Here is a 14,533-nt window from a genome sequence, read left to right as displayed (position 1 = left end):
AAATAAAATAATAGCAATAACCAGGATACACAAAATATAATGGAGGAATTTATTCAGAACCATCCCGGCGAAACAGAAGCAAAGCCCAGGTACAATCCGCAGGATGGCAATACCAATAGTGCAGGTTGGGCGTTTTTAGTACTGGCCTGCGTACCCGTAGTAATTACTTATGCCGTGCTCTCCAGGCTAAAAGAAATTAACAAAATAGAAACCTGGATGTATTATGTGGGGCTTGCCATTGCATTGGTCATCGGAGCTTTACTGGGTAAAATTTTTATCCAGAAAATAACGCGGAGAAGAATAAACGAGCAGAAGAAATATTACAAATTAACGGGTGCAAACTGGTTGCCTCAACCAAAACGGGAAGCGCTGCAGTTAGATGCGCCTGATGGGTATAAATATGGAGAATGGATCGAAACCCTTGAATATTGGCCTTGCGAAATAAGGTTGCCTAAAAAAGTGGATTTTAAAACCTTTATCGTTACCACAAAAGAAGAACGGCTGGAAGGCAACGACCAAAGCTGGGGCGTATTGTCAGAAAAATCGTACAATGAAACTATTGATCGCCTTTTTAACGGCATGCATAGCGAACTGTTTGCTACCGAGAAACGCCTGATGCCAGCAGAAGAAATCAAAAAAATGATCACCCGCCTGGCCGACCTTACACAACTGCCCGAAAGTTATGTGCAAGCATGCTGGGAAGCAAAAGATGATCAACCTCCATTGTTACTTTGGGGTTTCGACCTCCAGCGCATTATAGAACTATCGCGAACTTCTTTTATGGCAGGCTTAATTACGGAAGAAACGGCATGGCAAAATATATTAAAAACATCAGCATATATCCATGCGCTATTTGATGATATGGATAGCTTTTATAACAATTTTAGGCTAGGTCACGCTTATCTGATTAACGATTTTAAAGTGACAAGCGAAAAGCTGAAAGCCCATAAAGCGTACAACGAAAACTGCGACTGGCCGATTAAAGAAATTACCTGGCGTAAAAATGATATTGACCTTTTGCCCGATGTGATCCAAAATGGCTGTAAAGTGTTTGTAGATCAGCAAATATTAAAAAGTAAACACCAGGTAATCAAAGGTTTTCAATCAGGCAATACTGATCACAAACAAAATTAGCTTACGATGATAAAAGAGAGCAGCTACAGCATATTAGCACATAGTATTGAATTTGAACGGTATAACCTGTTCTTTAGCACGCTCCACCAAAACCGAATAGTTAACCGGGATAGAATAAACGCTGTCGATCTCAACACCTCACCACATTCGCTAATTATAGATAACAGGGAAATTATTTTCCTAAATCATGGCGATACGGAATTGCTACCAGCATTTGCAGCGAGAAATAAAATCCCTCAAACTACGCATATCGATACCTGGGCCATACTGACCAGGGATTATCTGGATACTGAACTTAATCTGAAAGTAATGTTGCAACAGAACCAAAAACTAACAGGTATTGGAATCGATCAGCATGAATTTAAAAAAATAAGTAAAGCGCTTAAGTCAACTTTATTTGGCACCATGGAATGGAACTATCTCGGATTGTGGGATGTACTGGCAATGAAACAATACAGAAATCCATTTTATCGCTTTTTTGGAAGGAATTTTTATTGGCAGGCAATGGCCATAGCATTAAAGGGAAGTGATTACGAAAAACAGCAACTTAAATAATAAATAGCTGAAAACCTTATTTGCTCGTTTATTTAAGCGGTTACAATATTATGCCTGGAGTGAATCACCATTTTTTCACGAGTCTTAAATAAATCCACGATAGCAAGAACAATTCTAAATAACATAATGCAGCTTAGCTTAACATATACTTTAATTTCCGGAAACATGGGCCATGTAATTTTGCCTCAAACGGAAAACAAAACTTATGAACAAAACATTATTAAAGCAAAGGGCTTTAGCCCTTGCTGTGGCTGCATTCGTTACTTCGGCAGTTGTGATCAGTGCCTGTAAAAAGAATAATGAGCCAGAAAGCCCTGAAACCACTCCGGTTACGCTTAAAGATTATTCGGTAAACCCTTCATTGGTAAAAGCCATGCCTGGTTTCGAAAGTCTGAATATTACTACGCTGATCAGCTCGGATGATGTACTGGCAGAATCACCAAATTTTATTTTTGGTGCACAACCCGATGGAGCCGGAATTATTAAAAATCCAGCTGGAGAAGGCTTTATCATGATTAATAACCATGAAATTCTTCAATCGGTATCGAGGGTATATTTAGATAAAAATTTCAAACCTGTAAAAGGAGAATATATTGTAGATTCTGATGGCGGTATGACCCGTTTATGTTCTGCTACAATGGTAACGCCAGAAGAACATGGCTTTTCTAAACCAGTTTTCTTAACGGCCGGAGAAAGTGGTGCAGAATCAATGATCCACGCGATCGATCCACTTGCCGCTGCAGATAAAAAGAACAAACAAAGAACAGTCAGTGCATTGGGCAGATGGAGCGCTGAAAATGCGGTACCACTACCTAAAGCATCATATTCTGGCAAAACCGTTATCCTGATTGGTGAGGATGAAACAGATGGGCAATTGGCCATGTATGTATCTAACACCCAGGGTGATTTAGAAAATGGAAAGTTATATGTGATGAAACGCAGCAATAACGACCCTATAGAAACGAACATGGACAAAGGACAAAGCTACGATGTTGAATTTGTGGAGCTAGATAATGTAAAAAGCAGTACAGGGGCACAATTGCAGCAACAAACCATCGATAAAAAAGCTTTAATGCTGGCCCGTGTAGAAGATATCGATTATAGAAAAGGCAGTGCAGCAAACGGACGCGAAGTATATTTTACCGCAACCGGTGTTAGCCAGGGCGATAAACTTACACCTGTAAGTGGAAAAACCATGTGGGGTCGCGTATACAAATTAGTTTTGGATGCAAGCAATCCGTTAAAAGGTAAATTAGAAGTTGCGGTTGATGGCAATGACAACCCTGGAAAAAGCATTGTCAATCCCGATAACTTATGTGTAACTGAAAACTATGTGTACATCCAGGAAGATGGGGATTCGTTCTATAAAAACAATGATCATGATGGAACCATCTGGCAATTTTCTATGGCTTCAAAATCGTTAAAACCGATGTTACAAATGAACCACCGTAGAACAGATGCTGCATTTAACGCTAAATATAATCCATCAAACAGTGTACAATTAAGTACATGGGAATATGGTGCGATGTACGATATCTCTGCATTGACAGGCATTCCTGATACATTCATCGTTAATTTACACCCGCACACCTGGACAAGTGATAAATACAAAAATGCGGATGGTGGTACAACAAGATTGGTAAATAATAACGAAGGCGGACAAGTTGTAATTGTTCGCGGCGTTTCTAAATAACTCAAATCACCTCTCTATCCCTTCCGGCAAATGTTGGAAGGGATTTTTCTATTTTATTTCAACTCTTTCCTAAGCATGTTTAGCCTTAAAAAAATTGTTTTTTTCGTTGTATTGATTACCCTTATTAGCCTGTTGTCCATTTTCTGTAAAACGGAAAACAGATCAAACGCAGCACTGATAAAAGCAGATTTTGACCGGCGGCTCACTGAATTTCAAAGCATTATTGACCAAAAATTATCGAATGCAGTTCAAAACAGGAACGAAAAAGCCATAAAACAATCTTTTTTACAGGCCAGAAAAAAATACAAAGAGCTGGAGTATTATATCGAATACTTTTTTCCTTCAACTTCTGCCCTGCTTAACGGAGCACCCATAGATGAAATTGAACTGGGTGAAAATCTCATTGAAAATCCAACAGGCTTTCAGGTGATGGAAGAAATTATCTATGAAAAACCAACAACAGAAAACCGAAAAGAATTAGGGAACGAGGTAAAAAAAATGCAGCTCAACCTGCAGCGTGTTAGCCGTTTTAATGAACAGTACGAGATTACCGATGCACAATTATTTGATGCCATCCGTTTAGAAATTTTCAGGATTACCAGTTTAGGCATTACAGGTTTTGATACCCCAAACGCTTTACAATCGATACCCGAAACGGCTTCGGCACTACAGGGAATTGCAAATGTATTGGCAAAGTATGAAAATGATGCATCAGGTAAATTGATACCTTCAGCGATAAGCTACCTGGATAAAAACCCTGATTTCAATCATTTCGATCGTTTGACTTTTATAACCGAATATCTTGATCCAATCAGCAAGCACATCAATTTACTTCGTTTAGAAAAAAAAACACCCACTGCTGCCAGCGGTACTGCGCTATGCGATGATGCGACAAGTATGTTTCAGGTAAATGCCTTTAATGTAAACAAATTTGTAGGCAACAGTACCCTATTTATCAACGATGATAAAATTGCACTTGGGAAAATCCTGTTTAACGATGCTATACTTTCTAATGGAAATAACCGGAGCTGCGCCAGTTGCCATCAGCAATCACTTGCCTTTACCGATGGTTTAACTAAAGCGGCAGGAATAGCAAACGGAAAAGCATTACTGAGGAATACACCAACCTTAACTTATGCTGGTTTACAGCGTGGATTTTTTTATGATTTAAAGGCCGGAACCTTAGAAGATCAGGCGCTTGATGTGATTCATCATAAACAGGAAATGAATGGTTCACTAACCCAGGCCGCAACGAGAATTAACTCATCAAAAATCTATCTAACCTTATTTCAAAAAGCTTATCAGGATAAAACTGCAAAAGCCGATCCCTGGAAAATCCAGCATGCACTGGCATCTTATATCCGTTCCTTATCTCCGTTTAACGCCCGGTTTGACCGCTACATGCAGGGCGATAAAAAACAGTTAAATCAGGAAGAAAAAGCGGGTTTTAATCTTTTTATGGGAAAAGCAAAGTGTGGTAGCTGTCATTTTGCACCTTTATTTAATGGCACACAGGCACCACTCTTTATTAAAAGTGAAGCAGAAGTTTTAGGCGTACCCGCTACTACAGATACTTTAAAACCTAAAATAGATCCCGACCTGGGCCGATATGCCCTTTATGCTTACCCACAGTATAAACATTCCTTTAAAACTTCAACGGTAAGAAACATCACCAAAACAGGCCCATATATGCATAACGGTGTTTATAAAACCCTAGATCAGGTGATGGATTTTTATAATCGAGGTGGTGGCGCAGGCATGGGAATCGATGTTCAAAACCAGACTTTATCAGCCGATAAGCTGAACTTAAGCAAACCGGAGATCAAACAAATTATTGCATTTCTAGGCACACTGGAAGATCGTCCATAAATAGAATATGCTCGCGTCATCCTGAGTTTAGCTCAGGATCTTAAAAGATGGAAAATGTAAGATGGATGAGGGAATTAACCTTGAGTCCAATGTTAGCGAGAAATGCATTTGCTATGCACAACAAGTGTTTAGTGGCGATAAAATCGGCTTTCCCCCACTCATATGCCCCTGGCGTCATCCTGAGTTTAGCTCAGGATCTTAAAAGATGGAAAATGTAAGATGAATGAGAGAATTAACCATAATTAGCGAGACATGCATTTGTAGTGCACAACAAGTGTTTAGTGGCGACTAAATCGCCTTTCCCTCTCATCTACAACAAATCCTTCAATACCACCCAAACGTTTTCGGCAAGGATCTTATCGCCTTCGGCGGTTGGATGTATGCCATCGGCCTGGTTTAATTTCGGAATGCCGCCTACCTTATCCAATAAAAACGGGATCAGGGCCATTTGATTTTTCTTTGCCAGATCAGGAAACATGTTTTTAAAATCTGCAGCATATTTTGCGCCCATATTCGGCGGAACCTGCATACCGGCCAGCACCATTTTAGCATCCGGGTATTTAGCTTTTACACGGTCAATAATCGCCTGAAGGTTTTTAATCGTTTGCGATACGGGTAAGCCACGTAAACCATCATTTGCGCCAAGTTCGAGCACAAAAATATCCACACGCTGTTTAAGTAACCAATCAATCCGGCCTTTTCCACCAGCAGAAGTTTCTCCGCTTAAACCACCATTAATTACTTTGTAAGGCATTTGTAAAGAATCGATCCGGTTTTGGATCAATGCCGGGTAAGCTTCTGTTGGGTCGAGCCCATAACCTGCTGTTAAACTGGTGCCAAAAAAGAGGATATTCTTCTGTTTAACAGCTGTAACTGCAGTTTTTTGGTCAGCCGAATCTAAAGTTTTATCCGTATCGCGTTTACTTTCACGGTTTCCGCAGCTTAGCAGTACAAGGCTCAAAACAAATAGCCCCATTAATCGTTTTCGTAACATATCTATTTAATCTATATCTAATTATTATTTAAACCATTACCTTAACAGGCAGCGCCCTGTTATGTTTGGCCATCATCTATACGCAAACCCTAAAAATTCAGCTATTGGAAAGCATATTGAACATCCGAAATGTAAGCAAAATTTACCAAAGTGCCGGACGGGAACTCACCGTTTTGGATAACATTAACTTTTCGATCACAGCGGGCTCAACGGTAGCCATAACAGGCCCTTCGGGAAGTGGAAAAACAACCTTGCTCGGCTTATGTGCCGGATTAGACAGGGCCAGCAGCGGAACGGTTGAGCTGAATGGTATTGCCTTAGAAAAACTGAATGAAGATGAAAGGGCGGCGGTTAGAAATCAGTATGTGGGTTTCATTTTTCAGAACTTTCAACTCTTACCCACTTTAACGGCGCTCGAAAATGTAATGGTACCCTTAGAATTAAGGGGTGCAAAAAACATCCGTGCACATGCCTTAGAACTGCTGGATAAAGTTGGCCTGGCCGATCGTTCGCATCACTATCCTGTACAATTATCAGGCGGCGAGCAACAGCGCGTTTCGCTGGCCAGGGCATTTTCCAATCAACCGGCTATTCTCTTTGCAGATGAACCTACCGGAAACCTTGATGCAGAAACCAGCGAAAAGGTAATCAAATTGCTTTTTGATTTAAATAAAGATGCAGGAACCACCTTGATTATCGTAACACACGATCTAGAGCTGGCTGCCAGAACGGCAAGAAGCATTAAAATTAAAGGCGGCGTAATCATTTCAGACGAAAATCCTAGTTATGCCTAATAACCTCCCAAAACAATCTATAAAGTTTTCGTGGCTGTTTAAAATGGCCTGGCGCGATAGCAGAAAAAACCGTGCACGTTTATTGCTCTTCATCTCATCCATTGTTTTGGGTATTGCAGCCCTTGTTGCCGTTTATTCCTTTAAAGATAACCTGCAAAAAGATATTGATGCACAGGCAAAAGAGCTTACCGGCGCAGACCTTGTTTTAGATAGCCGCAAAGGGGTAAGCAAAGCCATGCAAAAAATGCTCGATACACTTGGTGATGAGCGATCGCAGGAGAAAACCTTTGCTTCGATGATTTATTTTCAGAAAGGTGGAGGCAGCCGTTTGGTACAAATGAAAGCCCTGGAGGGGAATTACCCTTATTACGGCACCATAGAAACCATTCCACTGGCTGCCGCAAAACATTTTCAATCGGGGAGAAATGCATTGGTAGATCAAACCCTCATGATGCAGTTTAATGCAAAAGTGGGCGATTCGGTAAAAATAGGCGATCTCAATTTTAATATCCTGGGTACGTTAACCAAAGCCCCTGGCCAAACCGGTATTGGTGCAAGTATTGCGCCTACGGTTTATATTCCACTACAAACGCTCGATAAAACCAATCTGATTAAAACCGGAAGCCGGATCAACAATAAATTTTATTTCCGGTATAACGATCCCTCCAAAATAGATGAATGGGTAAAAAAGCAGGACAGCAAATTAGAGAAAGAAGGTTTTGATGCCGACACCGTTGAATCGCGAAAAGAACAAACCGGAAGATCTTTTAAAGATGTAAACCGTTTCCTGGCTTTGTCTGGTTTTATCGCTTTACTACTCGGTTGTGTTGGTGTAGGTAGTGCCATCCATGTGTACATTCAGGAAAAATTAAGCGCGATTGCCACGCTGAGGTGTTTAGGACTAAAATCGCGTCATGCCTTTTTAATCTACCTCATCCAGGTGTTTTTCATTGGCTTAATTGCCTCCGTTTTAGGAGCAGCTTTGGGCACAGGCATACAGTTTTTACTTCCGCTGGTGTTAAAAGATTTTCTGCCGATCGAGATCAGCATGCAGGTTTCGTGGCTGGCGGTGGGCCAGGGTGTTTTATTGGGGCTCATCATCTCGGTGCTCTTTGCCCTCCCTTCACTCCTTTCCGTTAGAAGGATTTCACCTTTAAATGCCATCCGCATATCTTTCGAAAAAGCATCCGGAAAAAGAGATCCGCTAACCTGGCTGGTTTACCTGCTTATGGCAGTCTTTATTACAGCTTTTACGCACTTGCAGATGAAAACATGGATCCAAACGCTGGCTTTTACCGCCAGTATTGCCATCGCTTTTGTGCTGTTGATTATATTGTCTAAACTACTGATGTTTCTGGTGAGAAAACTCTTGCCTAATTCATCGCCTTATTTATGGCGGCAGGGTTTTGCTAACCTCTACCGGCCCAATAACCAAACCTTGATGCTTACCGTTTCTATAGGTTTATCCACTGCATTTATCTGCACACTGTTTTTTGTTCAGGGAATATTAATGAGTCGTGTTACGCTTTCATCAGGTGCCAACCAGCCCAATATGGTGATGTTCGACATCCAGAATACGCAAAAAGAAGGATTAGACAGTTTAACCAAAGCTTTCAAATTGCCGTTAATGAACCAGGTTCCCGTAATTACCATGCGGATTGAAGAAATTAACGGAAAGAAAGCCAGTGCCGACACCAATAACAGAAGGGCTTATCGCAACGAAATCAGGGCTACTTATCAGGATACTTTAACCGCAGCAGAAAAAATTACATCGGGAAAATGGATCGGAAAAATAAAACCCAATGAAACGGTTTACATTTCTCTCGATCAGCGTTATGCCCAGCAAATCCATGTGGAACTAAATGATAAAATCCTTTTCAATGTGCAGGGTATGATGATCCCTACGGTGGTTGGAAGTTTGAGGGAAGTAAACTGGAGCCGGATGCAGACCAATTTCAGGGTTGTTTTTCCGGCTGGGGTATTGGAAGAAGCACCACAGTTTCATGTATTAATGACCAGGGTACCATCGGGCGAAGTTTCAGCTCGTTTTCAGGGTGAAGTCGTGCAAAAATTTCCAAATGTTTCAGTCATCGATCTAGATCTCGTATTAAAACTCTTAGATGAGTTGCTAAGCAAGATCGGTTTTGTGATTCAGTTTATGGCTGGCTTTAGTATGGTTACCGGCTGGATTGTTTTAATATCTTCGGTATTAACCAGTAAAAACCAAAGGATAAAAGAAAGTATTTTATTGCGGACGATGGGCGCAAGCAGAAAACAGATTTTAGCGATAAACGCCATTGAGTATTTCTTTTTAGGGGCTTTTGCAGCCGGGGCAGGATTAATTTTAGCCATCAGCGGAAGCTGGGCATTAGCTAAATTTACTTTCGATGCAAGTTTCGTACCTCCGTTTATACCAACCTTATTGTTATTTGGCTCAATAGTGTTGCTGGTGGTAATTACAGGAATATTAAGTACCAGAAGCATCCTGAACCAGCCACCGCTGAAGATTTTAAGGACGGAAAGTTAAGCGGGGAGCGGAAAGTGTTAAGGGTTTAGAATCGGATAGTCGCCATACTGATCTGATGCTATCGGGGCTGAATGAAAATACCCCGTTACAAAACGCCATTCGCCAAACGCCATACTACCATGATTGAAAAATCTTAAAGGTTTTATTAATAATCGATACTTTTACATCATGATTAGATTAAACAACGATACGCCAAGCGACGTTCTTCAGGATGTAAAAATCGGCGATATGGTAACCGATACCTTTAGCAAAACAGGTTTGGTAGAAAATATAGAAATTAGTGATGATGGCCTGTACCGGGTTTACGAATTTAATCTGGTAACCGGACGAACCATTACTATTAAAAAGTAAATTACCTTAAGCCTTAACCAAATGTCATTATTTATCCTGCTTTTCGGTATCCTGTTGCTTTTCGTGCTGATCTTAAAAAAGATCAACCCCATGATTGCCCTGATTGCGGTGGCGATTATTACAGGTCTTTTATTAGGTATGCCAGCTACAAAAGTAATGGCTTCTATCAGCAATGGCATTGGCAGCACATTGGGCAGCATGGTTATGGTTTTGGCGCTTGGCGCGATGATGGGCAAATTGATTGAAGACAGCGGATCGGCAAAAAAGATCGTTTTCATTTTGATCGGTGCTTTTGGTAAAAAGAACATCCAATGGGCGGTGCTTCTCACCGGTTTACTAGTCGGGATTCCTTTATTTTACAATGCAGGTTTCGTGGTATTGATCCCTTTGGTTTTTGCCATTTCGGCCACAACAGGATTATCAAAATTATACATTGGCATTCCAATGGCCACAGCCCTTTCGGTAACACACGGTTTTTTACCACCTCATCCCGGTCCTGTTGCACTGGCTGGTATTTTCCATGCCGATATTGGTAAAACCTTAATTTACGGCTTAACTTTAAGTGTTCCTATTGCAGTTATTGCCGGAATCTATTTTCCACGATTGATCCTTAAACGAGATCAATCAGTAACTGTTCAACATTTTAGTATCAGCGAAGAAGAAAACCTTCCTTCTGCTTCAAGGAGTTTCATCACTGCATTGCTTCCGGTATTTTTAATCATCGCCGGAACCATAGGAAGCAGTTTCAAAATCGATTATATCGGTAAACCGTTGTTTATATTTTTAGCCGATCCTACTGCAGCCCTTTTAATCTCGGTTATTATTGCTTTAGCAGTTCAAAAAACTTCGATTACGAAAGCAATGGAATCTTGTGCCGAAGGGGTAAAAAGTATTGCCATGATTATCCTGATTATTGCAGCAGGCGGCGCCTTTAAACAGATTTTGATTGATAGTGGTATGGGCGAAACCGTAAAACAACTTACAGGCGGCCTAAATTTATCGCCATTATTACTGGCATGGTTAATCACCGCATCGCTTAGAGTGACCCTTGGTTCAGCAACAGTAGCAGCATTAACCGCTTCGGGTATGGTTTTGCCTTTAATAGGGCCTGGCACGCCACCCGAGTTAATGGTATTGTCAGTTGGCGCAGGGAGTTTAATGTTTTCGCATGTAAACGATACCGGTTTCTGGATGTTTAAAGAATATTTTAACCTGAGCCTGAAAGAAACATTTCGCACTTGGACAATGATGGAAAGCCTGGTTTCTGTTCTAGGGCTTGTTGGGGTGCTGGTGTTGAATCAATTTGTGTAAGGGAAATGAGTTGTCAACTTTTTATAGCCATGTCGCTAGTAAGTTGACAACTCTTATCCAAAGCCTGAGTATTTTTTTTCGGGAAAGCAATTGCAGAATCTTTTAGGTTAAAACAGCCCCGCTCTCCGTTCTTTTCGATGAAAAATCGAAACCACTTCGATCGGGTTTAGTGGGCTTAAATAATACTGCTATCCTGGGTAAAATTAACCCGACCGGCAGCGTTAGCCCATCCTTCACCTATTCCAAAGTCGATCGTCCTGCTGTCCTGAAGCTCCGGGACCAGCATCTTTCCTGCTAGTAAGAGCCCCTTGTCCTTAAAAACTATCTTGTGGTTACAAATATTATTTTTTCCGCTCTCTGCCGCGGGGGCATGGTACTTTGGAGCGCCAAAGTACCCAAAACGCTTTGTCAATCCGGCAAGGTGGCTTCTCACTGCTCCAGGCTCATCAAAAAAACAGCGGCACTTCGTTTGTGTTCAATACCTTTTAAAAGCCGTAAATCATGATTATTGAACACAAAACCACTGCGTTTAAGGTTTGGTAGTGCTATTTGTTCTATCCTGCAACTGTTTTTTTGATTTTTCTGCCACTTGGGATTGACGACGTTCTTCGGCAAAGCCTGAATTTTATCAACGTTGTTTAGCAAAATGCATAAAAAACCCAAATCAAAAGATGTGTTCACGATAAGTCTTTTACGCGATTAAGCAAAGGGCGGGACTAACGGCCCCTAAGCACTACAGGTAATGCTTTCCAAAAAAAATTGCTTGAATCTGAATGATTGCTTCCACACCTGGCTATAGGATTGTTTCGTTCCTCGAAATGACGAAACCATCAAAAACCTTAATTCTTCACCCTATTCTTTTCTGCATCGGCACCAGAAGATTCGTGTTTGGCGGGCGAAGAAAAAGCTTTACCAAAACGATAACTATAACTCAAAACAAAGTTTCTCGAATCCTGCTTGTTTTTCCAATTGGCCTCGGTTGCCGCCAGGTTGTTAATCACGCCATTAAATATCCGGTCTCTGAAAATATCATTTGCGGTTAATTTCAAGGTGCTTTTTGCCGAGAGCTTTTTCTGCACTGCTGCACCAAACTCATGCACCGATCCGAGTAAAAACTGAACATTAGAAAGTTTACTCTGGTAGCTCATACTCATTTCTGCATTCCATGTCGGACTGATTTTAAACTGCAGATTCGGGTTTGTTCTAAAATAACTGCCATTGGTCACCAAAAAACCCGTATAGAAATCGGTTTTTGAAACTATTTTGGCAAATTCCATATAGGCATTTAATTTTAACCATTTTGCGAGGTCGATCTCTGCATTTACCGAAACATTGGCCACTCTTGTTTTCCCCACATTTGCCGGTCTGCTATAGTAAGTTCCGTTTAAAATTTCGATGGTTTCGTTCACCTCATCCCGCACCCAGCTGTAACCAAATGTAGTGGTAATCTTATTTTTATACGTATGCGACAGTTCTACACTTTGCGTAAAAGAAGGCTTCAAAAAGGGATTACCAACATAATAAGTAAACTTATCCAAAGGAGAAAAGAATGGATTAAGGTCCTGATAATACGGACGATCGATCCTTCTTCCATAATTCAGCCCCAGTTGATTGTTCCCTGCAGTATCAAGTTTGTAGGAGAAATAAAACGTTGGAAATAAACTGTTATAGGTTCTTTTAAAACTCGAATCGGGTTTAATCAGATTCCCCAATTGATGCCCGTTAGAAACTGTGTTTTCATACCTTAGGCCAGCCTGAAGCGAAAACCGTTTTCCTTCCCTGCTGATGTTCAGGTAAACCGCATTGATATTTTCTTCATATAAAAAGTGATTACTCTTTTCATAATCGGCACTGGTTTTTCCGTTTGCAGTATTAAAGTAATCGGCAATGTTATCGGTTTTGGTATAAGCCGTTTTAGCCCCCGCATCAAGCTTCCACTTATTTTCCAGTGGATGTGAATAATCTACTTTAGCGGTGTAGATATCTATATTCGAAGGCAGATTACCTGTTAAAATATCCTGGTATTTTAAGGCTCCTCCAGGCAGGTAACTGAAGTTATAATACGTTTGATCGGTTTGATTGCGATAAAGCAGGTAATCCGCATCAAAGGTTAATTCTCGCCCTGCCTGCTTAAACTTGTGCCTGTAATTTAAATTTACACCCCCATTCTGGTATTTAATCTGATCGATATTTTCGGCCCTGATGATCGAATCTAACTGCATTGAAGCATTAGACAGGTTACTGGTATTGTTATTTACCTGTTTAGAAATCCGGTTCATTCCGGTGAGTACCACGCCCCAGGTTGTACGGTCTGACGCGTAATAATCAAGTCCGGTTTTTAGGTTAAAAGTATTGCCATGCCTGCGGAAATAAGAATTCTGATTAAAGTAGGATTTGGCACTACCATCAGCATTTTTATATTTCCGGTTCAGGTCAAGATCGGTAAAACTGTTATTGAGGTTATAACTCAGGTTGCCGAAAACATTAATCTTATCCTTGCGGTAATTAAAGTTGAAACTGTTGTTCGAGCGGCTTAACTCCCCCTGATTTAAACTCAGGTTAATCCCACCATTAAAACCAGCGGTTTTGGTTTTCTTGGTTTTGATGTTAATTACGCCTCCGTTTCCGGCCGCATCATATTTGGCCGGCGGATTGGTCATCAGTTCAATCTGATCAAGCGAAGAGGAAGGCAGCGAACGCAGGTAATTCTCCAGATCGGCACCCGATAAATAAGTTGGTTTATCATCAATAAAAATGGCCACCCCGTTTTTGCCTTTCAGCGAAATTGCCCCGTTCTGATCTACATTAACCCCAGGCGATTTACTCAGCACATCCAGTGCGGTTGTGCCTGCATTCGAAATCAAAGCATCAACATTCACAACAGTACGGTCTATTTTTCGCTCCACAAAAGCTTTCTGCCCAGAAATGTTTACCTCTTTTAAGTTGGTTACCCCCGCTTTGATCTTGATGTCTGATAGGCCAATAACAGCATGGCTGGCTGATAGCACCAATGTATCGGTTTGATATATTGGCGATCCGACTACCGATATTTTAATCTGGTATTTCCCATAAGCGAGCTGATCAAAACTAAACAGTCCATCCTTTCCGGTGAAGGTCGTTTTAACCAACACCGAATCTTTAAGCAGCGCAGCGGTGGCAAATTCTATATTTTTTCCTTCGGCATCCAATACACGACCATAAATTCTGGATTGAGGGGTTTGGGCTTGAGCAAAAGTAAAGGCAATATTTATCCATAAGGCTAAAAAAGCCAGGAGCTTATATTTCATGGGGTGTTGATTGGATTA

At 41.0% G+C, this 14,533-nt stretch carries 10 protein-coding genes; 8 read left to right on the top strand and 2 right to left on the bottom strand.

Going from position 1 to position 14,533, the window contains the following annotated elements; translation table 11 throughout:
• Positions 1-39: 39 nt before the first annotated feature.
• The 4 genes from AC04QZ_RS15630 (at position 40) to AC04QZ_RS15615 (ending at position 5,251) form a co-directional block, all read left to right on the top strand.
• Positions 40-1,134 carry a DUF1266 domain-containing protein gene (locus tag AC04QZ_RS15630; RefSeq protein WP_478358524.1) on the top strand — a complete coding sequence of 365 codons (1,095 nt, stop codon included), beginning with the start codon at positions 40-42 and terminating at the stop codon, positions 1,132-1,134.
• Between the two features lie 6 nt (positions 1,135-1,140).
• The gene (locus AC04QZ_RS15625) at positions 1,141-1,689 is read left to right on the top strand and encodes a hypothetical protein (RefSeq protein ID WP_478358523.1); all 549 of its coding nucleotides are present in this window, start codon (positions 1,141-1,143) and stop codon (positions 1,687-1,689) included.
• A gap of 205 nt (positions 1,690-1,894) precedes the next feature.
• Positions 1,895-3,382 carry a PhoX family protein gene (locus tag AC04QZ_RS15620; protein ID WP_478358522.1) on the top strand — a complete coding sequence of 496 codons (1,488 nt, stop codon included), beginning with the start codon at positions 1,895-1,897 and terminating at the stop codon, positions 3,380-3,382.
• Between the two features lie 75 nt (positions 3,383-3,457).
• Positions 3,458-5,251, top strand: coding sequence for a cytochrome-c peroxidase (locus AC04QZ_RS15615; RefSeq protein ID WP_478358521.1), 1,794 nt, complete (start codon positions 3,458-3,460; stop codon positions 5,249-5,251).
• Between the two features lie 310 nt (positions 5,252-5,561).
• On the opposite strand, the gene AC04QZ_RS15610 is transcribed toward AC04QZ_RS15615, so the two are convergent.
• Complete coding sequence (locus AC04QZ_RS15610; RefSeq protein WP_478358520.1) at positions 5,562-6,245, bottom strand: arylesterase; 684 nt, start codon at positions 6,243-6,245, stop codon at positions 5,562-5,564.
• A gap of 104 nt (positions 6,246-6,349) precedes the next feature.
• Here AC04QZ_RS15610 and AC04QZ_RS15605 point away from each other — a divergent pair, with 104 nt between their 5' ends.
• From AC04QZ_RS15605 to AC04QZ_RS15590, 4 genes are all read left to right on the top strand, one after another.
• Complete coding sequence (locus AC04QZ_RS15605) at positions 6,350-7,039, top strand: ABC transporter ATP-binding protein (protein ID WP_478358519.1); 690 nt, start codon at positions 6,350-6,352, stop codon at positions 7,037-7,039.
• Positions 7,032-9,566 carry an ABC transporter permease gene (locus tag AC04QZ_RS15600; protein WP_478358518.1) on the top strand — a complete coding sequence of 845 codons (2,535 nt, stop codon included), beginning with the start codon at positions 7,032-7,034 and terminating at the stop codon, positions 9,564-9,566. Before AC04QZ_RS15605 ends, AC04QZ_RS15600 begins: the two co-directional genes overlap by 8 nt.
• A gap of 168 nt (positions 9,567-9,734) precedes the next feature.
• Positions 9,735-9,917: a hypothetical protein gene (locus AC04QZ_RS15595; protein WP_086544855.1), complete on the top strand. Its 183-nt coding sequence runs from the start codon at positions 9,735-9,737 to the stop codon at positions 9,915-9,917.
• A 21-nt stretch (positions 9,918-9,938) separates the two neighbouring features.
• On the top strand, positions 9,939-11,228 hold the full coding sequence (locus tag AC04QZ_RS15590; protein ID WP_478358517.1) for a gluconate:H+ symporter: 1,290 nt from the start codon (positions 9,939-9,941) through the stop codon (positions 11,226-11,228).
• An 839-nt stretch (positions 11,229-12,067) separates the two neighbouring features.
• Here the strand turns inward: AC04QZ_RS15590 and AC04QZ_RS15585 are convergent.
• Positions 12,068-14,515 carry an outer membrane beta-barrel protein gene (locus AC04QZ_RS15585; RefSeq protein WP_478358516.1) on the bottom strand — a complete coding sequence of 816 codons (2,448 nt, stop codon included), beginning with the start codon at positions 14,513-14,515 and terminating at the stop codon, positions 12,068-12,070.
• Between the last annotated feature and the right edge of the window lie 18 nt (positions 14,516-14,533).

The organism is Pedobacter folensis, assembly GCF_056490665.1.
Note: the sequence above shows the minus strand (reverse complement) of the source record. Positions and strands in the feature narration are given on the sequence as shown.